This is a genomic window from Nonomuraea sp. NPDC049646, from assembly GCF_044465525.1.
Lineage (GTDB): Bacteria > Actinomycetota > Actinomycetes > Streptosporangiales > Streptosporangiaceae > Nonomuraea.
This window is the reverse complement of record NZ_JBITLU010000015.1, coordinates 224879-245815: the sequence shown is the minus strand read 5'-3', so window position 1 is coordinate 245815 and position 20937 is coordinate 224879. Positions and strand designations below refer to the sequence as shown.

Annotated in this window: 22 protein-coding genes; 9 read left to right on the top strand and 13 right to left on the bottom strand. The window is 70.5% G+C overall.

Going from position 1 to position 20937, the window contains the following annotated elements; all coding sequences use genetic code 11:
- Positions 1-38: 38 nt before the first annotated feature.
- Genes ACIBQ8_RS37800 through ACIBQ8_RS37790 form a run of 3 tightly spaced genes read left to right on the top strand, consistent with a single transcriptional unit; the run spans position 39 to position 2493 of the window.
- Positions 39-1478: a serine hydrolase domain-containing protein gene (locus tag ACIBQ8_RS37800; protein ID WP_397194448.1), complete on the top strand. Its 1440-nt coding sequence runs from the start codon at positions 39-41 to the stop codon at positions 1476-1478.
- On the top strand, positions 1475-1906 hold the full coding sequence (locus ACIBQ8_RS37795) for a hypothetical protein (RefSeq protein ID WP_397173480.1): 432 nt from the start codon (positions 1475-1477) through the stop codon (positions 1904-1906). Before ACIBQ8_RS37800 ends, ACIBQ8_RS37795 begins: the two co-directional genes overlap by 4 nt.
- Positions 1903-2493, top strand: coding sequence for a TetR/AcrR family transcriptional regulator (locus ACIBQ8_RS37790; protein ID WP_397173478.1), 591 nt, complete (start codon positions 1903-1905; stop codon positions 2491-2493). The genes ACIBQ8_RS37795 and ACIBQ8_RS37790 overlap by 4 nt, the downstream gene beginning before the upstream one ends.
- A gap of 368 nt (positions 2494-2861) precedes the next feature.
- On the opposite strand, the gene ACIBQ8_RS37785 is transcribed toward ACIBQ8_RS37790, so the two are convergent.
- From ACIBQ8_RS37785 to ACIBQ8_RS37760, 6 genes are all read right to left on the bottom strand, one after another.
- Positions 2862-4007 (bottom strand): acetyl-CoA C-acetyltransferase, encoded by a 1146-nt coding sequence (locus ACIBQ8_RS37785; protein ID WP_397194447.1) that lies wholly within the window; start codon positions 4005-4007, stop codon positions 2862-2864.
- A 72-nt stretch (positions 4008-4079) separates the two neighbouring features.
- Complete coding sequence (locus ACIBQ8_RS37780; RefSeq protein WP_397173476.1) at positions 4080-4739, bottom strand: hypothetical protein; 660 nt, start codon at positions 4737-4739, stop codon at positions 4080-4082.
- A 15-nt stretch (positions 4740-4754) separates the two neighbouring features.
- Positions 4755-5495 carry a class F sortase gene (locus ACIBQ8_RS37775; RefSeq protein WP_397173474.1) on the bottom strand — a complete coding sequence of 247 codons (741 nt, stop codon included), beginning with the start codon at positions 5493-5495 and terminating at the stop codon, positions 4755-4757.
- 5 nt (positions 5496-5500) lie between these two features.
- Entirely contained in the window at positions 5501-6760 is a 1260-nt protein-coding gene (locus ACIBQ8_RS37770; protein ID WP_397194446.1) for a hypothetical protein, read from the bottom strand.
- Between the two features lie 190 nt (positions 6761-6950).
- Entirely contained in the window at positions 6951-7730 is a 780-nt protein-coding gene (locus ACIBQ8_RS37765; RefSeq protein ID WP_397173470.1) for a class F sortase, read from the bottom strand.
- Entirely contained in the window at positions 7730-9151 is a 1422-nt protein-coding gene (locus ACIBQ8_RS37760) for a hypothetical protein (RefSeq protein ID WP_397194445.1), read from the bottom strand. Before ACIBQ8_RS37760 ends, ACIBQ8_RS37765 begins: the two co-directional genes overlap by 1 nt.
- A 211-nt stretch (positions 9152-9362) precedes the next feature.
- Between ACIBQ8_RS37760 and ACIBQ8_RS37755 the strand changes: the two genes are divergently transcribed.
- Together ACIBQ8_RS37755 and ACIBQ8_RS37750 are read left to right on the top strand one after the other, a co-directional pair.
- A complete protein-coding gene (locus tag ACIBQ8_RS37755; protein ID WP_397173466.1) occupies positions 9363-10508 on the top strand; it encodes an acyl-CoA dehydrogenase family protein in 1146 nt (381 codons plus the stop codon).
- Between the two features lie 43 nt (positions 10509-10551).
- Positions 10552-10713, top strand: a complete 162-nt coding sequence (locus ACIBQ8_RS37750; protein ID WP_352355363.1) for a hypothetical protein — start codon at positions 10552-10554, stop codon at positions 10711-10713.
- A 12-nt stretch (positions 10714-10725) separates the two neighbouring features.
- Here ACIBQ8_RS37750 and ACIBQ8_RS37745 read toward each other — a convergent pair whose 3' ends face one another.
- Entirely contained in the window at positions 10726-11154 is a 429-nt protein-coding gene (locus tag ACIBQ8_RS37745; protein ID WP_397173464.1) for a MarR family winged helix-turn-helix transcriptional regulator, read from the bottom strand.
- 20 nt (positions 11155-11174) lie between these two features.
- Here ACIBQ8_RS37745 and ACIBQ8_RS37740 point away from each other — a divergent pair, with 20 nt between their 5' ends.
- On the top strand, positions 11175-11537 hold the full coding sequence (locus tag ACIBQ8_RS37740; RefSeq protein WP_397173462.1) for a MarR family winged helix-turn-helix transcriptional regulator: 363 nt from the start codon (positions 11175-11177) through the stop codon (positions 11535-11537).
- Here ACIBQ8_RS37740 and ACIBQ8_RS37735 read toward each other — a convergent pair.
- From ACIBQ8_RS37735 to ACIBQ8_RS37725, 3 genes are all read right to left on the bottom strand, one after another.
- Positions 11534-12337: an alpha/beta fold hydrolase gene (locus ACIBQ8_RS37735; RefSeq protein ID WP_397173460.1), complete on the bottom strand. Its 804-nt coding sequence runs from the start codon at positions 12335-12337 to the stop codon at positions 11534-11536. The two genes, ACIBQ8_RS37740 and ACIBQ8_RS37735, sit on opposite strands and share 4 nt — an antisense overlap.
- A complete protein-coding gene (locus tag ACIBQ8_RS37730; protein WP_397173458.1) occupies positions 12334-14556 on the bottom strand; it encodes a SpoIIE family protein phosphatase in 2223 nt (740 codons plus the stop codon). The genes ACIBQ8_RS37735 and ACIBQ8_RS37730 overlap by 4 nt, the downstream gene beginning before the upstream one ends.
- Positions 14557-14679: 123 nt before the next feature.
- Positions 14680-15384 carry a metal-dependent transcriptional regulator gene (locus ACIBQ8_RS37725; protein ID WP_352355373.1) on the bottom strand — a complete coding sequence of 235 codons (705 nt, stop codon included), beginning with the start codon at positions 15382-15384 and terminating at the stop codon, positions 14680-14682.
- 102 nt (positions 15385-15486) lie between these two features.
- On the opposite strand from ACIBQ8_RS37725, the gene ACIBQ8_RS37720 reads away from it, so the two are divergent.
- Positions 15487-16110, top strand: a complete 624-nt coding sequence (locus tag ACIBQ8_RS37720) for a UdgX family uracil-DNA binding protein (protein WP_397194444.1) — start codon at positions 15487-15489, stop codon at positions 16108-16110.
- Here the strand turns inward: ACIBQ8_RS37720 and ACIBQ8_RS37715 are convergent.
- Both ACIBQ8_RS37715 and pdxH read right to left on the bottom strand, forming a co-directional pair.
- On the bottom strand, positions 16056-17309 hold the full coding sequence (locus ACIBQ8_RS37715) for an MFS transporter (RefSeq protein ID WP_397194443.1): 1254 nt from the start codon (positions 17307-17309) through the stop codon (positions 16056-16058). The genes ACIBQ8_RS37720 and ACIBQ8_RS37715 overlap by 55 nt on opposite strands.
- Before the next feature lie 43 nt (positions 17310-17352).
- Complete coding sequence (gene pdxH, locus ACIBQ8_RS37710; protein WP_397194442.1) at positions 17353-18030, bottom strand: pyridoxamine 5'-phosphate oxidase; 678 nt, start codon at positions 18028-18030, stop codon at positions 17353-17355.
- A 202-nt stretch (positions 18031-18232) separates the two neighbouring features.
- Between pdxH and ACIBQ8_RS37705 the strand changes: the two genes are divergently transcribed.
- Together ACIBQ8_RS37705 and serC are read left to right on the top strand one after the other, a co-directional pair.
- Positions 18233-19339, top strand: coding sequence for a citrate synthase 2 (locus tag ACIBQ8_RS37705; RefSeq protein ID WP_352322285.1), 1107 nt, complete (start codon positions 18233-18235; stop codon positions 19337-19339).
- 111 nt (positions 19340-19450) lie between these two features.
- Positions 19451-20560: a phosphoserine transaminase gene (gene serC, locus ACIBQ8_RS37700; protein WP_397173451.1), complete on the top strand. Its 1110-nt coding sequence runs from the start codon at positions 19451-19453 to the stop codon at positions 20558-20560.
- Here the strand turns inward: serC and ACIBQ8_RS37695 are convergent.
- A complete protein-coding gene (locus ACIBQ8_RS37695; protein WP_397173450.1) occupies positions 20557-20928 on the bottom strand; it encodes a BlaI/MecI/CopY family transcriptional regulator in 372 nt (123 codons plus the stop codon). The genes serC and ACIBQ8_RS37695 overlap by 4 nt on opposite strands.
- Positions 20929-20937 lie beyond the last annotated feature (9 nt).

Below are 20937 nucleotides of genomic sequence, written 5' to 3'. Positions count from 1 at the left end.
GATCCGGCGGTGGGGGCGTTCTCCGTACGTTTGCCTGCATGAGCTTGAAGATCGCCCTCGCCGGGCTTGCCGCGGCCCTGACCCTCACCCCCGCCCCGGCCCTCGCCTCGGCCCCCGTCGAGCCGACCCCCGCCGCCGTGGACGCCTACCTGCGCGAGGCGCTGGAGGCCACCGGCGTGCCGGGTCTGTCCGTCGTGGTGACCCGCGGCGACAAGGTCGTGCACGCCGCCGGCTACGGCGAGGACTCCGAGGGGCGTCCGGTCACCGCGGCCACGCCGATGCGGGTGGCCTCGGTGAGCAAGTCGTTCACCGCGATGGCCGTGCTGACCCTGGTGGAGCAGGGGAAGATCGCGCTGGACGAGCCGGTGGCCGGGCAGCTTCCCGGTTTCCGGATGGCCGACCCGCGCCACACCAGGATCACCGTGCGCCAGTTGCTGAACCAGACCTCCGGGCTGTCCGACAGCTCGCTGGACATCGGCGACCTGGAGTCCGCGAGCTCGCTGGCCGACTACACCGCCCGCCTGGCCGAGGGCCGCCTGGCCGCCGACCCGGGCAGCCGGTACGCCTACTGCAACGTCAACTACGACCTGGCCGCCCGCCTGGTCGAGACCGCGAGCGGCCGCCCCTTCGACGCCTACATGAAGGACCGCGTCTTCGGCCCGCTGGGCATGACCGGCAGCGCCGTGAGCGCCCAGGCCGTCCGGCCGGCGGACGGTTTCGTCTCGGTCTACGGCATGTGGCTGCCCCGGCCGGAGGCGTCCGGGTTCCTCGACGGCAGCGGCTCGGGCGCGGTGATCACGACGGCCGCGGACATGGGCAGGTGGCTGATCGCCCAGAACGGCGCCGGCCGCCCGCTGGTCAAGAAGCAGAGCCTGGAGACCATGCACAAGCCCGGCGTGCACGGTTACGGCATGGGCTGGAGCCTGGAGGAGGAGTCCGGCCTGCTCGTGCACTCGGGCAACCTGTTCACCTACAACGCCGTGGAGGCCGTCTCGCCGAAGACCGGCTACGGCTTCGCCGTCATGACCAACGGCGCCTCGCTCTACGACCCGACCTACGACATCATGCGGGGCCTGGCCGCGATGAGCGAGGGCCGCGCGCCGGCGGCCCTGGGCGGCGACCGGCAGCTCTACGACCTGGTGCTGGGGCTGCTCGCCGTCGTGGCGGCCGGCCTCGGGGTCATGGGCGTGCTGCGGGCGCGGCGGTGGGCGTCCCGGCGGTCGGGACGGCCGTGGTGGCGGATCGCCCTGCGGCTGGCGCCGGTGCTGCTGCCGGTCCTGCTGTTCGCCTTCTACCCGGACTGGGTGTCCGTGCTGCTCAACGGTCGTTACGTGACGTGGGAGCAGCTCACCTACTTCCCGGCGTCGTTGTCGATCACCCTGCTCGCCGCCGCTCTCGCGGGCCTCTTGACGGCCGTCGCCCGAATTTGTGTACTGTGTAAGCTTACGAGGTACGCAAATTCGAGGAGATCCCGATGACCACGGTCGCCGTCACCGTCCCGCTCGTATGGCTCGCCTGGCTCGTCGTCACCGACTGGGTGCCCATGTTCCCGCTCAACGACCTCAACGGCGCCAACGTCAGGGGCCGGGCCCTGGCCGCCGCGATCAACTACCCGTTCCCGCTGCTCATCGCGGCCGGCGTCGCGCTGCACCGCACGTGGTCGCTCACCGCCGCGACCGTCCTGTGCCTGCTGGTCGTGGCCGGGCACGTGCGGAGCTGGTGGCTGCCCTACTTCGGCACCGCCACGGCCGAGCAGCGCGAGCTCTACCTGCGCGAGTACAGCCGCACCTGGAAGATCCTGCCGACCGCGGGCCACGCCGTGGTCATCGACGTCCAGCACATGGTGGTGGGCCTGCTGTCCCTGCTCATGCTGGCGGCCACGGTCGTCGTTACGCTGACCGCATGACTCAGGCACCCAGGCGGGCGGGGCGACCGGCCGTGCTCACCGTCGAGCGCATCGTGGCCGCGGCCGTCGGCATCCTCGACGCCGAGGGCCCCGACGCGCTGACCATGCGCCGCCTGGGCGCCGACCTCGGGGTGGCCGCCATGTCGCTCTACCGCCACGTGCCCAACCGGGACGCGCTGGTGTCCCTGGTCGTCGACCGGCTGTTCACCGAGGCCATGGCCGGATACACGCCGGTCCCCGACTGGCCGCGGGCGCTGACCGGGTTCGCCGTGGCCTACCGCCGCTTCCTGCTCGCCCACCCGCGCGCCGTTCCCCTGCTGGCCACCCACCCCGTGGACGTACGGCTCGGCACCGAGCTGATCTCCGGCCTGCTGGCCCGCTTCGAGGCGGCCGGCGTGCCCTCCGGCGACACCGTCAACGCGGTGCAGTCGGTGGCCGTCTACGTGCTCGGCCACGCCCTGGCCCAGGTCGGCTCGACCGCCGAGACCCACGACCCGGACGCGCTGCGCTTCTACGACCAGTGGTTCGACGCGGGCCTGCGGGCCATGGTGTCGGGCTTCGAGCAGCAGCTCGCGGCGCCGCGTTAATTCAGTTGCCCGGCGTTCCGGACAGGCCGTAGCTTGTCCGTCATGCGCCTTTACCTGTGACAGCAGCCACCTCAGTCCATCGTCCGACAGACGCGGCCACGCTGTGCTCGTCGACGCCCGGCCTCACCGAGCCGCGTCCTGAGTTCGCGTAAAGGAGCTTCGCATGCGAGTTCGCTCAGCCAAGAAGAAGACCGCCACGCCCGCGCCGCCCCGGCAACTGCCCAAGACGCCGCAGCGCCCGGTCGTGCCGCCCCGGCGGATCATCCCGCCCAAGGGCCGCTAGACAACTACCGGGATGGTAGTCAGCGAGCGCCGCCTCCCCTCTTACGCCCGGGAGGCGGCGCTCACCCTTGTCTTGACCGGTTCCGTTAGAGCCGCTCGATGATGGTGACGTTGGCCTGGCCGCCGCCCTCGCACATCGTCTGCAGGCCGTAGCGGCCGCCCGTGCGCTCCAGCTCGTGCAGCAGCTTGGTCATCAGGATCGCTCCCGTGCCGCCCAGCGGGTGGCCGAGCGCGATGGCGCCGCCGTTGGGGTTGACCTTGGCCGGGTCGGCGTCCAGCTCCTTGATCCAGGCCAGCGGCACCGGCGCGAACGCCTCGTTGATCTCCACGACGTCGATCTCGTCGATCGACATGCCCGCCTTCCGCAGCGCCCGCCGCGTGGCCGGGATCGGCGCGGTCAGCATGTAGACCGGGTCGTCGCCCATGAGCGCGAGCTGGTGGATGCGGGCCCGCGGGGTCAGGTTGTGCTCGCGCACGGCCTGCTCGGAGGCGATCAGCACGGCCCCGGAGCCGTCGGAGATCTGCGAGGAGGTGGCCGCGGTGATCTGGCCGCCCTCCTTGAGGGTCTTGAGGCCGGCCATCTTCTCCAGCGTCGTGTCGGGCCGCGGGCCCTCGTCGTCCTCGACGCCGTTGATCGGGGCGATCTGGTCCTTGAAGTAGCCGTTGGCGACGGCCTTGGCGGCCCGCTGGTGGGACTCGTAGGCGAACTGCTCCAGCACGTCACGCTGGAGGCCCCACTTCTCGCACATCAGCTCGGCGCCGCGGAACTGCGAGATCTCCTGCTTGCCGTAGCGCTCGACCCACTTGTCGCCGAACGGGAACGGCATGCCCTTCTCCAGGGCGGCGGTGATCGACGCGCCCATCGGGACGATGCTCATCGACTCCACGCCCGCGGCCACCACCAGGTCCTGGGTGCCCGACAGGACACCCTGGGCGGCGAAGTGGATCGACTGCTGGGACGACCCGCACTGCCGGTCGATCGTGACGCCGGCCGTCGTCTCGGGCAGCCCCGCCGACAGCCAGGCGTTTCGCGCGATGTCCATGCTCTGGGGGCCGAACTGCATGACGCACCCCATGATGACGTCCTCGACCGCCGCCGGATCGACGCCGGTGCGGTCGATGAGCGCCTTCAGCGTGTGGGCGGCCAGGTCGGTGGGATGGACGGCGGACAGCCCGCCCTTCTTCTTGCCGACCGGGGTACGGACCGCTCCGACGATGTACGCCTCTGCCACAGTGCCTCCTGGAAACCGAGCATTATTCGGTTATTGAGGAGAGACTACAACAGAACGACGTTCTGTGGCTCGTCACTCCGGGGGCACAAGGTCCTCCGCGGCGTCGATCCTGAACCGCCACCGGTCCACGACCAGGCCGTTCAGCGATTCTGCCAGCTCCAGCGCCAGGCTTCCGAGCTTGACGGGCTCCTCGCCGCGCAACTCGATCGCGGTCAGCTCGGTGGCGAACGGCAGCAGCTCCCGCACCGCCGGCGGCTGCCCCTTCTGCGGCACCAGCGCGGCCCGGATGTCGCCCGACGTGTACGTGAACTCGTCCTCCCCCTGCTCCAGCAGCGGCGCCAGGTCGTCGGCGGACGGGCGTACCGGCAAAATGACGGCGGGACCGCCCTCCTCGCCGTCGGCCGGATCGCTCACCTCGCCCCGGCACACCGCGAGCCCCTTGAGCCGGAAGGCCAGCCCCTCGGCCAGGTAACGGTCGAAGAAGTCGAACGGCAGCGGCCCCTCGGCGGTGACCCGGCAGGCCCACGCCTTCTCCAGCACCCCGCCGGTCAGCTCGGCCTCGGCCTCGACCGGCGCGAACACCCGCACGTCGGCCGCCAGGATGTCGTCGCCCTCGCGCCGGGCTTCCGGGTCGGCCAGCCGGACGATCCGCAACAACTCGGCGGGGTCCGGCCTGGCGGGCAGGGCCGCCGTCGGGCCAGTACGCAGTTTCCGCTTCGCCAGCCAGCCCATGCCCGCCTCCGCCAATCAGCTTCGATAGGAGCTCGTCATCGTCGCGTAGACGATGATGTTGTCGTTGTAGTGGCCGATGGTGCGATCGTAGGCACCACCGCAGGTGATGAGGTGGAGCTGGGCGTTCTCCCGGCTCCCGTAGACGCGCTCGGTCGGGAACGTCTTCTTGCTCGCCTGCTCCACGCCGCCCACCGTGAACACGGCGGTCGTCTTGTCCTGGCGCCTGACCTCGATGGTGTCGCCGTTCGTGAGCTCGCCGAGGCGGCTGAACACGGCGCTGCGCGTGCGGGTGTCCTTGTGCCCGAGCAGCACCGCGGGGCCCTCCTGGCCCGGCGTGGACATGTTCCGGTACCACCCGACCAGGTTGGGATTGTCGGACGGCGGCACCTCGATCGACCCGTCCTTGGCCAGCCCCACGGACTTGATCGGCGCGTTGATGCCGAGCCGCTTGATCACGATCCGGATCGGCGTCGAGGGCAGCATCGGCGGCGCCGGAACGATCTTCGGCAGCGGCGGCGGCTGGTCGGGCGGCGCCTGGAACAACGCCTGCTGCGGCTGCCCCGACGCCTGCGTCTGCACGGCCACGGGCAGGGCGTCCCTGTCCATGCCGTACTCCTCGGGCGACTGCAGCACGATCAGCATGCCCGCCACGACCGTGACGACCCCGGCGATGGCCGCGCCGATCAGCACGGTCCTGAGCGCGGTGCTCCCCCGGTCCCGCGGTGGCGGGCCGCCGTACGGATACTGCCCGGCCACGCCGCTCAGCCCCTGCCTGCCGTACGCCGGCGCAGCACCAGCCCGCCGGCCGCCGCGGCCGCGATCAGGACGGTCCCGGTCAGCACGAACAACCGCCCGTCAGGCCCCGCCATACCCCCGGCCCCGGTGTCGGCCCCCGCCTTGGGCGTCTTGGACTTGTCGGGCGGGGTGACGGTCACGGTGGCGGTGCTGGTCTTGGTCGGCTTGGGGGTGGGGGTCGGCGTGGGCGTGGGAGTGGGGGTCGGCGTGGGCGTCGGAGTCGTCCCCGTCCCGGCCGCCACCTGGAAGCTGAAGTTCTTGAGGCCGGTCGTGGGGGCCTCGCACTTGATCGCAGGGGCGGTCGAGGAGGTGCCCAGAGCCAGATCCCCCGCCGTCAGTTGCACAGTGCCGGTGGTCGTGGGCTTGATCTTGACGGTGACGCTGGGAAGCGTCGTGATGTCCTGACCGGCTACGGCGCCGGTGAGGGTCCCTTCGCCCGTCGCCGTGGCGGGCGCGCCTGCGCCGGTCGCCTTGACGGTGACGAAGAGCTTGCTGCTCACCGGGAACCCAGTGGGCGCGGTGAGCGGGTCATTCGTGTTCTCGATGGTGCCTGTCCAGGTGATGGAGGCATCCTCGTTGGCCTTGGCATTGGTGGGCGTCGTCATCGCGACCTTGATGTCGACAGTGGCGGGGTACAGGGCGTCTGTCCCGGTGGGGAGCTTGCAGGTGTAGGCGACCACGTCGGTCCCGGCACCTCCGCCGCCGGTCTGGACCGGGATCGAGATGCTGGCGGGAGCGGTCGACCCGTAGGTGCAGGTGGTCGTGTCCTGGCCGATCTTGATGCTCAGCAGCGGCGTCGTCCCGGTCGCCGTCGCGAGCGGCGTGAGGACGAGGTTTCCGCCCGTCGTCGCGGTCACACTGACCGACGCCGACATCTTCGGCGGCGTGTAGGACCCGCCCATCGCGACCGCCGTGGTCGTGCCCGTGCCGGTGCCCTTCAGGGCGGTGGGCGTCCCGCCGGTCACCGTGAGGTCGCCGCCGCTGGTGGTGACGGTCTCGTTGGCCGTCAGGGCCTTCGCCACCGGGATCGCCGGGAACGTCCAGTCGATCGTCGTCGACTTGGCCGGTTCCACCGACGCCGGAGGCGTGATCGTCACGATCACGGCACCGGTCTGGAGAGCGCCGCCTGTGCAGTTGTAGGTGATCTTCAGGGGTTCTGCCACCGCGGCCTGGGCCGGTGAGGACAGGCCGACCAGCGAGCCGGAGAAGGCGGCGAGTGTGCCCATCAATCCCAAGGCGGAGGTCTTGTGGGCGAGGCGGCGCCACGCCTGGGACGTAAGCACGGGTCCATCTCCGTTTCAGCGCAGTGTCAACAGTCGTGCCAGAATTCCAGCCGATGGTCACGGTTCGGTTGAGATCCTACGAACTGTCCCTGTCAACTTCCCGTAAAACCCAAAATTCGCCCCAAAAACCCCATCAGCCCTTCTTCTTCGACAACGTCGCGTACACCACGATGTTGTCCGTGTAGCTGTGCGCCTCCTTGTTGAAGACGCCGCCACACGTGATCAGCCGGAGCTGCGAGTCCTTGGTGTTCCCGTACACGCGGGACGTCGGGAACGCCGACTTGCTGACCTGCTCGATCCCGCTCACCGTGAACCGGGTGACCTTGCCGTCCGACCGGTACACGTAGATCTGGTCGCCCTTGGCCAGCTCGCGCAGGCGGTCGAAGACGGCGGGGCCCTTGCGGGTGCTGACGTGGCCGTTGATGATCGCGGGCCCGAGCTCGCCGGGCACCGGCGAGAAGCGGTACCAGCCGGTCTGGTTCGGCCGGGTCAGCGGCGGGGTGCCCAGGTTGCCCTTGATGTCCACGGTGACGCCGCCGATGGGGGCGTTCACCTTGATCTTGGGGATCTTGATCCGGCTGGGCCTCGCCTTGGCCTTGGCGGCCTTCGTCCTCGCCTTGGGGATCGGCGGCACGGTCGGGGCCGCGGCCAGCGGCGGCGGCGCGTCCGGCCGGGCCGGGGTCAGCGTCGCGCCCTTGCCGCCCGGTCCCACGGTCGCGGGCAGCACGAACGCGCCCGCGTTCTCGATCTGCACGGCGGTCGGCCGGTCGGCGGCGGCCAGCGTGCCGGAGCCGTCGTCCACCTTGGGCGCCACGGAGAGCAGGCCCACCATGATCGCGCCGACGCCGGCCAGCGAACCGGCGATCAGCAGTCCGGGCATCGCCCGCTGCATCGGAGTCTTCTGCTCGGCCATCACTTCGTTCCTCCCGCGTGCGCGGCCCTGCGGCGGCGCAGGACGAGCCCGCCGCCCGCGCTGCCCATGAGCAACATCGCCCCACTGGCCATCAGCCCGTACGGCCGGTCCGGCTCGTCGGGCGCCTCACCGGTGTCCACCCCGCCCTTGGGGACCTTGGCCACCTGCGCCCTGACGTACGTGGTCGCCGTGGGGCCGGTCGCGGTGGGCGTGGCCGTGCTCGTGCTCGTCCCCGTGACCGCCGGCACCACGACCACGTGCCCGAGCCCGTTGGTCGGGGTGGGCTGGGAATGGCGCCGCGTGGGGGTGCTGGTCGCCGTGGACGTGCCCGTGTTGGTGGGAGTGTTCGTCGGCGTGTTGGTAGGGGTGTTCGTCGGCGTGTTGGTGGGGGTCTGACTGTTCGTCGGTCCCGACTTGTCCCGTACGGTCACCGTCACCGACACCGGCCCGCCCACGAGCTTGCACTTCGCGCCGTGGTAGCCCGTCGGGATCTTGGCGGTGTTGGTGGACACCTTGAACGCGTCGAGCCAGGCGGGCTTGCTGGAGGCGTTCACGATCCTGATGGTGTGCTTGCCGTACTTCAGCTCCGGCGACTTCCAGATCGTGTAGCCGCCGTCGAGGTCGTCGTTGACGGGCAGGTCGTCGTCGGAGCGCGAGGGGTCCTCGGTGGCCACCTTGCCGCCGTCGATGTAGATGTCCACCGGGCCGGCGTCCTTGTCGTGCGGCCCGATGTACTCCACGCCGGTGCCGGTGAAGCTCAGCTCGGCCCAGGCGCCGAGGTCGTTGGTCTCGTGCAGGTCGTTGTGCACGTGGTTCTCCGAGCCCGGACGGTCGTCGATCGAGCTCCAGCCGGGGCCGTAGTTGATCTTCATGTCGGTCGGGTTGTCGGTCTCGTTGCCGTCGTTGGCGACGACCGTGCCGTCCGGCGGGGTGAAGTCGAGCTCGATGTCCTTCGGCGTGACCTTGATGGTCCCGACCTTGTCGATCAGACCGGGGTCGTTCAGGGACTCGGGCAGCGACAGCTCGCCGTCGGGGCGCAGCTTGCCCTTCTGCTCGACAGAGCCCTTCGGCTGCAGGATGCCCTGCCAGCTGCTGGCCAGCTCGACGTTGCCGGTGGCGTGCACGTTGGCGCCCGGGGCGAAGTAGCCGGGCGACTGGAGCCGTCCGTGGTCGGCGTAGTCGAGCTTCCAGGTGAAGTTGAGCGGGTCGCCGACCACCAGGTCGGTGGCGAAGGTGAGATGGGTGTCCAGACGCACCGGGCCGTGCCGCACGATGCTGTCGGCCCCGGAGGGAACGCATTCGTACTGCACGTCCAGGTCGGCCGGTGCGGCCGAGGCCGGGACGCCGGGCAACGCGACGACCCCGACGGCCGCCACCGATGCGATCGACGCGGCGAGCAACGACTTGCGCCACCGACTCACGGGACACTCCGATCATCACAAATAGACCGAGGGTAGATCTTAGAGTCGAAAACACCCGCAACGCAGGCGGTTTCCCCCAAGTTCCAGCACTTGTGATGAAGCCGTGTCCCCTGCCGTGTCCCCCGCCGCCTCCCTCGCCGCGAAAGCGGGTATACCTCCGGGTAACAGAATCGTATTCTGTCGTGCACCACACCTGCTTGGAGGCGAATCGATGCAGCGAGACCTCTTCGACGAGGAGCACCTGCTCTTCAGGGAGACCGTGCGCGAGTTCATGGCCCGCGAGGTCGTGCCGCACCACGGGCAGTGGGAGAAGGACGGCATCGTGCCCCGCGAGGTCTGGAAGAAGGCCGGCGAGATCGGCATGTTCGGCTTCGGCGTCCCCGAGGAGTACGGCGGATCCGGCATCACCGACTTCCGCTACAACGCGGTGATCGTCGAGGAGATCATCAGGACCGGCGCCTCCGGCCTGGGCTTCTCGCTGCACAACGACGTCATGGCCCCGTACGTCGTCGAGCTCACCGACGACGAGCAGAAGCAGCGCTGGCTGCCCGGCTTCGCCTCCGGCGAGCTCATCACCGCGATCGCGATGACCGAGCCGGGCGCCGGCAGCGACCTGCAGGGCATCAGGACCACCGCCGTCCGCGAGGGCGACCACTACGTGGTCAACGGCCAGAAGACGTTCATCACGAACGGCGTCAACGCCGACCTGGTGGTCGTGGTCGCCAAGACCGACCCCGAGGCGGGGGCCAGGGGAACGACGCTGATCGTGGTCGAGCGCGGCATGGAGGGCTTCAACCGCGGCCGGAACCTGGACAAGGTCGGCATGAAGGCCCAGGACACCGCCGAGCTGTTCTTCGAGAACGTGCGCGTGCCCGTCGCCAACCGCCTCGGCCCGAAGGAGGGCGAGGGCTTCTTCCACCTGATGAACAACCTGCCCCAGGAACGCCTGTCGATCGCCGTGGCGGCGGTGGCCGCGGCGGAGACGGTGCTGGAGCAGACGATCGAGTACTGCAAGACCCGCCAGGCGTTCGGCCGCAACATCGGTTCGTTCCAGAACACCCGCTTCGTCCTGGCCGAGCTGGCGACCGAGACGGACATCGCCCGCCACTACGTGGACAAGTGCATCCTGGCGCTCAACGCCCGGCAGCTCACCGCCGTGGACGCCGCCAAGGCCAAATGGTGGACGACCGAGCTGCAGAACAAGGTCATCGACCGCTGCCTCCAGCTCCACGGCGGCTACGGCTACATGATGGAGTACCCGGTCGCCAAGGCGTGGCTGGACAGCCGCGTCCAGACCATCTACGGCGGCACCACCGAGATCATGAAGGAGATCATCGGCCGGTCCTTCGGATTCTGACGGCCGGCGCGCGCCCGGCCGGGCCGCGCCGCATACTGTCAGCATGGACGGCGGCCTGATCCTCCTCGTTTTCCTGGCGTTACTGTTCGCCTGGGGGCTCAACCGCGTGCGCAGGGCGTTCCGGCTCGGCCCTGTCGGCTACGCGGGCGTGATGATCGTCTTCGTCATCGCCATGCTGCTCGTCTGGGGCCAGACGATGCGCTGAGGCCGGCGCAGCTCATCCCGGCATCGCCTGCACGAACCGCGTCAGCAGCCGGGCGAACTCGGCCCGCTCGGCCGCCGACCACCCGGCGGTGGCCGAGGCGAAGGCCGCCTGCCGGGCCTGCCTGGCCTGCGCGAGCGCGGCGGCGCCCGCGTCGGTCAGCACGAGCCAGGCCCGCCGTCCGTCGGCCTGGTCGGCCTCCCGCCGCACCAGCCCCGCCGTCACAGCGGCCGTCACGAGCCGGCTGGCCCGCGGCTGGTCGACGTTGAGCGCCTCGGCGACCGCCGACACGGTGAGCCGCCCACCGGCGGCCTCGATCACGTCGAGCACCTCGAACTCAGGGCCCGCCGCGCCGTGCTGCCGGGCCAGCGCCCGCCTGCTCTGCCTGCGCCTGATCGCCACCATCGCCTGCTCGATCGCGGCAATTTCCTTGTCTTCATACATATAGTTGCTATTGTACATGCATGGACAGACCTATCGGATATTGGGTGAAGCACCTCGACAACCTGCTGGAGAGCGCGATGGGGCAGGCCCTGGCCGCCCACGGTGCCTCGCGCAGGGAATGGCAGCTGCTCCACGCCACCGCCCAAGGGGAGAACGCCACCGCGCTGGCGCCGTTCGAGGGGGTGGAGGCGGCCGTACAGGGCCTGACGTCGAAGGGATGGCTGGCGGACGGGCGGCTGACCGACGAGGGCCGGGCCGTGCACACGGCCGTCTCCGAGCGCGTCACCCGCTTCCGGCAGCAGGTCACCCACGGCGTGAGCCCGCAGGAGTACCGGACCGCCGTCGAGGTGCTGCGCCGCATGGCGGCCAACGCCGAACGTTAGGAGGCCGCTCGGTCGGCCTCCAGCACCACCCGGGCCACCAGCTCCGGATCGTCGCTCATCGGCACGTGCCCGCAGCCCTTGAGCAGCCTGACCCGCTGCCCCGACCAGCGCGCCGCGCGCACGGCCTGGCGGCGCGGCAGCAACCGGTCGCGCTCGCCCCAGGCGATCGTGATGGGCGTCTTCGGCGGGGCGGGCGGCATCAGGCCGCCGAACGACTCCAGCGTCTCGTCGAAGCCCGCCGCCCCGGCCAGCGCCTGCGTGGCCGCGACCAGCCCGGCGGGGTCGAGCCGGCTCGGACGGGCCACCAGCACCCCGCTGGACACCGCCCGCATGAACGGGTTGCCGGCCGCCCTGGCCGCCTGCTCCGGCGACATCGCGCGCGCCGAGTTCCGCAGGGCCTTCAGCGTCGTCTGGCAGTAGAGCAGCTCGGAGCGCGACCAGAAGCCGGCCGGCGACAGCGCGGTCGCCGCGCGCACGACGCCGCGCGAGGCCAGTTCGAGGGCGATGTAGCCGCCGAGCGAGTTGCCCACCACGTGCGGCTCCCGGACGCCGAGCAGCGCGCAGAACGACTCGACCGCGTCCGCCAGCGACTCCGCGGTGTACGGGATGCCCGCGGGCAGCCGCGGCGACACCCCGAAACCGGGCAGGTCGACGGCGATCACCGTGTGGTCGGCGGCCAGCCGGTCCATCACCGGCAACCACGCCTGCCAGTGATGCCCGATGCCGTGGACGAGGATCAGCGGCTCGCCGGTGCCCCGGCGTTCGAAGGCCAGCTCCATGCGGCCCAGTGAACCACTCACCTGCTCCGGGTGGGAATCTCGAACCAGACCGCTTTGCCTTCCCTGGTGGGACGGGATCCCCAGCGCTTGGCGAGCTGGTCGACCAGGTAGAGGCCGCGGCCGCCCTCGTCGTTCTCCCCGGCGCTGCGGATGCGGGGCAGGCGCAGGTCCTGGTCGAACACCTCGACCCAGACCGACTCCTCGCCCCTGCGCAGCCGCAGCGTGAACTCCTTGTCGCCGATCGGCTCCTCCTCGAAGCCCGGCATGTCCCAGGACTCCTCGAACGGCAGCGGCGGCCCCTCGACGACCAGCTCCCGGCGCGGGGAGTTGGCGGTGGAGGCGTGCAGCACCACGTTCGTGACGACCTCGGAGACCAGCAGGCAGGCCAGCTCGGCGCGTTCCTCGGGCACGTTCCAGCCGGAGAACGCCTCGGAGGCCATCCGGCGCGCCTCGCCGACCATGATCGGCTGGGCCGGGAAGGTGCGCTCCTCGACGTCGAGGTCGACGTCGCTGGAGCGGACGACCAGGATCGCCATGTCGTCGTCGATCTCGCCGGGCACCGCGATCGTGGCGGCGTCGGCGATGCGCTCGACGTCGGCGTCGGCCATCTTGGCGAGCTTCTCGCACAGCACGCCGAGCGTCTCCTCCTCGCTCGGCATCCGGCCGTCGCGGCCCGGACGCCGGTCGACCAGGCCGTCGGTGTAGAGCAGCAGCGCCGCGCCCGGCGGGAGGGTGCGGGTCTCCTCCTTGTAGACGAGGTCGGCGTGCAGGCCCTTGGCCCGGACGCCGAGCGGCTGGCCGACCTCCTCGATGTCCATCTCCAGGCACTGGCCGTCGACCACCAGCAGCGGCGGCGCGTGCCCGGCGTTGGCGAAGGAGAGCTGCCGGGACCAGGCGTCGTAGACGAGGTACTGGCAGGTGACGATGGGCGGGATGCTGACGTCGGCGCCGTTGTCGTCCTGCTCGGGGGTGGCGATGATGCGGGTCCACTCGTCGAGCCTGGCGAGGATGTCGGCGGGCGACTTGTCGTCCTGTGCGAAGGCGCGCAGCGCCGCCCTGAGCTGGCCCATGATGGCCGCGGCCTTGGCGCCTCTGCCCTCGACGTCGCCGATCACGATGCCGACGCGGCCGGCCGAGAGCGGGATCACGTCGTACCAGTCGCCGCCGACCTGGGTCTGGATGCCCTGGCCGTGGGAGGCGAGGGGGGCCGCCGGGTAGTAGCGCACCGCGATGTCGAGGCCGTCGAGCTGGGGCAGCGCCCTGGGCAGCAGGTGCTTCTGGAACGACTCGGCGGTGTGGCGCTCCTCCTCGAACAGCAGCGCGTTGTCGATCGCGAGGGCCACGCGGGTGGCGATGGCGCCCACGAAGTCGCGGTCGAAGGCGTCGTAGTGGGGGCTGCGCCGGTCGGTCAGGTTGGACAGGCCGAGGTACATCAGGCCCAGCGTCTCGCCGCGCACCAGCAGGGGGGCGACGATGGCCGAGGTCATGCCGATCTCGCTGGCCAGGCGCGCGCTGCCCTCGTGGGGCATCGGGTAGCTGGTGGTGGAGAAGTCCTCGACGAGGATGGTCTCCTGGCGGCGCAGCGCGGTGTCGGCGTAGTGGCCAGAGGGGTAGCGGATCTCCGCGCCCACCGGCTTCCACGTGCCCGCGGGCGGGGTCCAGCCCTGGACGTGCTCGGAGACCCGGCGGACCAGCCGGTCGCCCTCCATGAGCTCGATGAAGCAGTGGTCGGCGAACTGCGGCACGAGCATCTCGGCCACCCGCTTGAGCGTCTCCTCGACGTAGAGAGAGCCGGCCAGCCGCTCGCCGATGCGTTCGAGGAGCCCGAAACGGTCTTTCTCGCGTTCGTTGCTGCGCAGGGCCTCGCGGGCCAGGATGACGATGCCGGTGACCGCCCCGGACGGGTGGCGCAGCGGCACGGCCTGGGCGCGGACGTAGACGATCGTGCCGTCGCCGCGCCTGACGTCGAACGTGCCCTCCCACACGCCGCCCTTGAGCACGTGCTTGGCCAGCTCGATCGCCAGCGGGTGGTCCTTCTCCATGATCCCGAGGGACAGGACGGACGCGTCACGCGCCGGCGCGTTGCCGGGACGGCCGAACAGCTGCTCGGCGAAGGGATTCCAGTAGAGGAGATTGCTGAAGCGGTCTGTCACGACCACTGCCATTTCGGCATGGTCCAAAACGGACCCGGCACCAAGGTGATCAGCCGTTTCTTGTGACAGATCCCCCCATCGCTTCATCCGGAGACCACTCCTTGGGGTGGCTTGTGCGCACAGCGGACCACGGGTGCTCCTGCAACTGTCTTGGCCAGGGGAGAGTGGAGGGCCTCCCAAGAGGGATTCAACCAAGTGGCTGCGCGCGCGTCAGCGCTTGGAGACAAAAACGTGCGCGGCAACGTCACGCGGAAGCTCCGCGGGAGTGTCGTTCGCGTCACCGTCACCTGTCACCCGCACACCGTCGTCGCTCGCCGCGAGCGTCACCTCGCGTCCGGGTTGTATCCCAACTTGCTTGAGTTTAAGCATCACAGCAGGATCGCTTTGCACTTGTTCGCTGATCCGGCGCACCACGACCGGAATGTCACGCGGCCCGGCGGCCTCGGACATCGAGGTCAGGACGTTGGCCGCGCCGTCGGTCACCTCCGGCGCCCCCAGCTCGGCCAGCCCCGGGATGGGGTTGCCGTGCGGGCAGACCGTGGGGTTGTCGAGCAGCGTCACCAGCCGCGCCTCGACCGACTCGGACATGACGTGCTCCCATCGGCACGCCTCGATGTGCACCTCTTCCCAGGGAAGGCCGATGACCTGGGTGAGCAGGCATTCGGCCAGGCGGTGCTTGCGCATCACGCGCGTGGCCAGCGTGCGGCCCAGGTCGGTCATCGACAGGTGCCGGTCGCCCTCGACGCGGACGAGGCCGTCGCGCTCCATGCGGGCGACGGTCTGGCTCACGGTGGGTCCGCTCTGCTGGAGGCGCTCCGCGATGCGGGCGCGAAGGGGGACGATGCCCTCCTCTTCGAGCTCGTAAATCGTGCGGAGATACATCTCCGTCGTGTCGATCAGGCCGTGTGCGGTCAAGGCTCCTCCCAACTGAAATGCTACGCCGGTCGTGGCGGGGACTGAGCCCGTCCGCTACGGGCACAGAAGTCATCAGGAACCCTATTGGGAGAACGACCGACGATGGTTAAGGACGGCAACAACGGAGCGGCCGAGTTCCTTCCCGCCCGGCGCGACCTCGGCTCCCTGCGGACGGCGGCGGCCCGCTGCGAGGGCTGCGACCTGTATGCGAAGGCCACCCAGACGGTGTTCGGCGAGGGCCCCGAGCAGGCCCGTTTCATGCTGGTGGGCGAGCAGCCGGGAGATCGCGAGGACCGCGAGGGGCATCCGTTCGTGGGGCCGTCGGGGCGCGTGCTGGATCGGGGGCTGGAGGAAGCGGGAATCGAACGGGACGCGGTTTATCTGACGAACGCTGTCAAGCATTTCTCCTTCACTCCCAGGGGGAAGAGAAGAATTCATCAGAAACCGACGGTCGCCGAGATCGAGGCGTGCCGGCCGTGGCTCGGCGCGGAGCTGGAGCTGGTGCGTCCGGACGTGGTGGTGGTGCTCGGCGCGACGGCGGCCAGGTCGCTGCTGGGCCGGGCGTTCCGGCTGACCGAGCACAGGGGCGAGCCGGTGCCGCTCGGCGACGCGCTGGCGGTGGCCACGATCCACCCCTCGGCGGTGCTGCGCGCGCCCGACAGGGACGCGGCCTACGCGGGCTTCGTCTCCGACCTCAAGGCCGCGGCGCGGGTGTCGGAGCGGTAGTCGCGGAACCCGGCCACCGACAGGCCGACGACGAGCACGGTGACCGCGCACGCCAGTCCCCCGCCCACCCAGGCGCCGGTGAGCCCGAAGGCGGTCGCGGTCGCGCCGGCGCGCAGGTCGCCGAGGCGTGGGCCGCCCGCCACGACCACCATGAACACGCCCTGCATCCGCCCGCGCATCTCGTCGGGGGCGTAGAGCTGCAGGATCGACTGCCGCCACACCGACGAGATCACGTCGGCCACGCCGCCGACCGCCATGAACGCCACGACCAGCCACAGCTCGCGCACCAGCCCCGCGGCCGCGACGGCGAGCCCCCACATGGCGATGGCCAGCACGAGCGCGACGCCCTGCCGCGAGATCCGGCCCACCCAGCCGGAGAACAGCGCGCCGGCGACCGAGCCGATCGCCATGGCGGAGGTCACCCAGCCGAGCGCGGTCATCGAGCCGCCGAAACGATCGGCGGCCAGCTCGGGGTAGAGGGCGCGCGGCATGGCGAACACCATCGCGATGATGTCCACGACGAACGACATCAGCAGCACCGGGCTCCTGGCGATGAAGCTGAGGCCCTCCCAGACCGCCCGGGCTCCCGGACGTGTCACCTCGCCCAGCGGGGGCAGGGCGGGCAGCCTGAGGGCCGCGTAGAGGCCGGCGCTGAACAGCAGGGCGTCCGCCGCGTAGGCGGCGGCGTAGTTGGGGTGGTCGCCGCCGGTGGCCAGCAGCACGCCGCCGAGCATCGGGCCGGCGACCGCGCCGAGACTGTAGACCAGCGAGTTGAGCGCGTTGGCGGCCGGTACCAGCTCGGGGTCGAGGACGCGCGGGATCACCGAGCCCCTGGTCGGGCCGGTGATCGCGAACCCGGTGGCGTTGACCGCCGTCGCCGCGAAGATCAGGTACACGTTGTCCAGCCCGAGCAGGGCCTGCGCCAGGATGACCAGGGTGGCCGCCCAGGTGATGAGCGAGCCGATGACGAGCAGTCTGCGCCGGTCGAAGGCGTCGGCGACGGCCCCGCCCCACAGCCCGAAGACCAGCAGCGGGACGAGGTTGGCCATGCCGAGCAGGCCCACCCAGAGCGAGGACCGGGTCAGCTCGTAGACCTGCTGGCCGACCGCCACGACGGTGACGGCGACGCCCACGTTCGAGACGGCCTGGCCGGACCAGATCCGCCGGTACGCGGGCACGGCCAGCGGCCTTGTGTCCACAAGATGACGTTTGACCAGTTCCCCGAATGCCACCTAAGGCAATTTATGGTGCAAGTCTCTCCAAGGCCCAACCGGGTCGGGTGCGCCGGTAGCGCAGCCTGTCGTGCATCCGGTCGAGCTGTCCCTGCCAGAACTCCACCTCGGTCGGCGTCACCCGGAAGCCGCCCCAGAAGTCGGGCACCGGCGGATCCTCCGGCCAGCGGGCGGCCAGTTCCTCGTAGCGCTCGTCGAGCTCCTCGCGCGAGCGCACGACCGCCGACTGCCGCGAGGCCCAGGCCCCGATGCGGGAGCCGTACGGGCGGGAGTTGTAGTAGTCGGCCGACTCCTGGTGGGAGATGCGGGCGACGGTGCCCTCGATGCGGATCTGGCGGCGGATGGCGTGCCAGGGGAACAGCAGCGAGGCGCGTCCGTTCTCGGCCAGGTCGCGGCCTTTGCGGGACTCGTAGTTGGTGTAGAAGACGAAGCCGTTCTCGTCGTAGCCCTTGAGCAGGACCGTCCTGGCGCTCGGCCGGCCGCCCGCGGAGGCGGTGGCGAGGACCATGGCGTTGGGTTCGGGCAGGCCGGCTTCGAGCGCGTCCTGGAACCAGACGGTGAACTGCGCGACGGGGTCGGACGCGAGGTCGGTCTCGAGCAACGGCTCGCCCTCGTACGTTCGGCGTAGCGCCGCCAGCAGGGGCGGGCGCGGGGTGGCATCCACGAGACGGTATTCTTGCGCGCTCATGTGGCAGATCCCACGCTAGGGCGCGTTCGGCGGCCTGACGCAGGTCGCGGGACACGTGCCCACAGCAGGCTCCCTACCAGCGGGTTTGACGTTTCGGCGGGTCCCGAGACCGACCATGACCTGGGAGGGGGTTAAATTGACCCGCCGGTATCTCGACATCAAGGCATTGCCGTTACATGGCAAGAAAGGGAGGCGGCCGAGCATGTCCGACTTCAAACCCGGCCTCGAAGGCGTCGTAGCTTTCGAGACCGAGATCGCGGAACCGGACAAAGAAGGGGGCGCCCTTCGATACCGGGGCGTCGACATCGAGGAGCTGGTCGGCCGTGTCCCGTTCGGGCACGTTTGGGGCCTGCTGGTCGACAACAAGTTCCAGCCGGGCCTGCCCCCGGCGGAGCCGTACCCCATCCCTGTCCACTCCGGTGACATCCGCGTAGACGTGCAGAGTGCGCTGGCCATGCTGGCTCCGGCCTATGGCTTCAAGCCCCTGCTCGACATCAGTGACGAGGAGGCCCGCGACCAGCTCGCGCGCGCCTCCGTGATGGCACTCTCCTTCGTCGCGCAGTCCGCGCGCGGCCTCGGCCTGCCGATGGTGCCGCAGAGCCGGGTCGACGAGGCGAAGACCATCGTCGAACGCTTCATGATCCGCTGGCGCGGTGAGCCTGATCCCAAGCACGTCAAGGCCATCGACGCCTACTGGACCTCGGCCGCCGAGCACGGCATGAACGCGTCCACGTTCACCGCCCGCGTCATCGCCTCCACCGGCGCCGACGTGGCCGCGGCGCTCTCCGGCGCCGTGGGCGCGATGTCGGGCCCGCTGCACGGCGGCGCCCCTGCCCGCGTGCTCCACATGATCGAGGGCGTGGAGCAGCTGGGCGACGCCAAGAAGTACGTCCAGAGCGAGCTCGACAAGGGCAACCGGCTCATGGGCTTCGGCCACCGCGTCTACCGCGCGGAGGACCCGCGCGCCCGCGTGCTGCGCCGTACCGCCAAGGAGCTCGACGCGCCCCGCTACGAGGTCGCGGCGGCGCTGGAGCAGGCCGCCCTGGAGGAGCTGCACGCCCGCAAGCCCGACCGGGTGCTCGCCACGAACGTCGAGTACTGGGCGGCCGTGGTGCTGGACTTCGCCGAGGTGCCCTCGCACATGTTCACCTCGATGTTCACCTGCGCCCGCACGGCCGGCTGGGCCGCGCACATCCTGGAGCAGAAGCTCACGGGCCGGCTGGTGCGTCCGAGCGCCAACTACATCGGCCCGGCCTCGCGTCCGCTGAGCGACGTCCCCGGCGCCTCCGAGGTTGTCGGCACGATCTGACACGTTCTCGCCCGTGTCATGAACGGCCCGCCCGCTCAAGGGCGGGCCGTTCCGCGTCTCATTCGGCGGACCCGTGCGACGTCACCCGGACGGCCTCAGTACGCTTGGCACGTGGCTGACATCGTGATTCCCGCTGACATCAAGCCCGCCGACGGCCGCTTCGGCTGCGGGCCCTCGAAGGTTCGCACCGAGCAACTGGCCGCGCTCGCCGCCTCCGGCGCGAGCCTCATGGGCACCTCCCACCGCCAGAAGCCGGTCAAGAACCTGGTCGGCCGCGTGCGCTCCGGGCTCGCCGACCTGTTCTCGCTGCCCGAGGGCTACCAGGTCGTGCTGGGCAACGGCGGCACCACCGCGTTCTGGGACATCGCGGCCTTCGGGCTGATCAGGGAGAAGTCCCAGCACCTGTCGTTCGGCGAGTTCTCCTCGAAGTTCGCCGCCGTCGCCAAGAAGGCGCCCTGGCTGGCCGACCCGAGCGTGATCAAGTCCGACGTCGGCACCCACCCCACCGCGGCCGACGAGGACGGCGTCGACGTCTACGCCCTCACCCACAACGAGACCTCGACCGGCGTCGCCATGCCGATCTCCCGCGTGGGCGGCGACGACTCCCTGGTGCTGGTCGACGCCACCTCCGGCGCGGGCGGCCTGCCGGTCGACATCGCCGAGACCGACGTCTACTACTTCGCGCCGCAGAAGAGCTTCGCCTCCGACGGCGGCCTGTGGATCGCGATCATGTCGCCGCGCGCCCTGGCCAGGGTCGAGGAGATCGCCGCCTCCGGCCGGTACGTCCCCGAGTTCTTCAGCCTGCCGATCGCGATCGACAACTCCGGCAAGGACCAGACCTACAACACGCCGGCCGTGGCCACGCTGTTCCTGCTGGCCGACCAGCTCGACTGGATGAACGGCAACGGCGGCCTGGCCTGGACCACCGCCCGCACCGCCGAGTCCAGCCAGCGGCTGTACACCTGGGCCGAGAAGTCGTCCTACGCCACGCCGTTCGCCGCCCCGCAGTTCCGCTCGCAGGTGGTCGGCACGATCGACTTCAACGACGACGTCGACGCCGCCGAGGTGGCCAAGGTGCTGCGCGCCAACGGCATCGTCGACACCGAGCCCTACCGCAAGCTGGGCCGCAACCAGCTCCGCATCGCGATGTTCCCGGCCATCGAGCCGTCCGACGTCGAGGCGCTGACGGTCTGCGTCGACCACGTGGTCGAGCGCCTCTAGCCCGTCGCCCGCCGGCCCGTCCGGCGGGCCAGCTCGTCCAGGAGCGCCAGGGCGTCCGCCTCCTCGACGCTCTGCGCGAACCTCGTCAGCACCGGCAGCCTGTCGGTGCTGACGGATAGGGCCTCCAGCATCAGGCGGCTGACGTGCTCGGCCCTTGAGCAGGCGGCCGCGTAGCGGAAGGCGTTGCGCGCGGGCGTGCGCACGAGCAGGCCCTTGCGCACCAGCCGCTCGGCCACGGTCTGCACGGTCGTGTACGCCAGGTCGCGGTCCTCGTTGAGGCTGTCCAGGAGCTCCCGCACGCGCATGGCCCTGCCGGCATCCCACAGCACGTTCATGATCGCGCGTTCCAGGGATCCCAGGTTCGCCAACTCACCAGT

Excerpts from the sequence above, each read along its gene's own strand:
- ACIBQ8_RS37765 (WP_397173470.1), bottom strand. The coding sequence starts at position 7,730 with ATGGCCGAGCAGAAGACTCCGATGCAGCGGGCGATGCCCGGACTGCTG.
- ACIBQ8_RS37745 (WP_397173464.1), bottom strand. The coding sequence starts at position 11,154 with ATGTATGAAGACAAGGAAATTGCCGCGATCGAGCAGGCGATGGTGGCG.
- ACIBQ8_RS37705 (WP_352322285.1), top strand. The coding sequence starts at position 18,233 with ATGTCCGACTTCAAACCCGGCCTCGAAGGCGTCGTAGCTTTCGAGACC.
- ACIBQ8_RS37800 (WP_397194448.1), top strand. The coding sequence starts at position 39 with ATGAGCTTGAAGATCGCCCTCGCCGGGCTTGCCGCGGCCCTGACCCTC.
- ACIBQ8_RS37755 (WP_397173466.1), top strand. The coding sequence starts at position 9,363 with ATGCAGCGAGACCTCTTCGACGAGGAGCACCTGCTCTTCAGGGAGACC.
- ACIBQ8_RS37770 (WP_397194446.1), bottom strand. The coding sequence starts at position 6,760 with ATGGGCACACTCGCCGCCTTCTCCGGCTCGCTGGTCGGCCTGTCCTCA.
- pdxH (WP_397194442.1), bottom strand. The coding sequence starts at position 18,030 with ATGAGCGCGCAAGAATACCGTCTCGTGGATGCCACCCCGCGCCCGCCC.
- ACIBQ8_RS37750 (WP_352355363.1), top strand. The coding sequence starts at position 10,552 with ATGGACGGCGGCCTGATCCTCCTCGTTTTCCTGGCGTTACTGTTCGCC.
- ACIBQ8_RS37730 (WP_397173458.1), bottom strand. The coding sequence starts at position 14,556 with ATGAAGCGATGGGGGGATCTGTCACAAGAAACGGCTGATCACCTTGGT.
- ACIBQ8_RS37780 (WP_397173476.1), bottom strand. The coding sequence starts at position 4,739 with ATGGGCTGGCTGGCGAAGCGGAAACTGCGTACTGGCCCGACGGCGGCC.
- ACIBQ8_RS37790 (WP_397173478.1), top strand. The coding sequence starts at position 1,903 with ATGACTCAGGCACCCAGGCGGGCGGGGCGACCGGCCGTGCTCACCGTC.
- ACIBQ8_RS37795 (WP_397173480.1), top strand. The coding sequence starts at position 1,475 with ATGACCACGGTCGCCGTCACCGTCCCGCTCGTATGGCTCGCCTGGCTC.
- ACIBQ8_RS37720 (WP_397194444.1), top strand. The coding sequence starts at position 15,487 with ATGGTTAAGGACGGCAACAACGGAGCGGCCGAGTTCCTTCCCGCCCGG.
- ACIBQ8_RS37740 (WP_397173462.1), top strand. The coding sequence starts at position 11,175 with ATGGACAGACCTATCGGATATTGGGTGAAGCACCTCGACAACCTGCTG.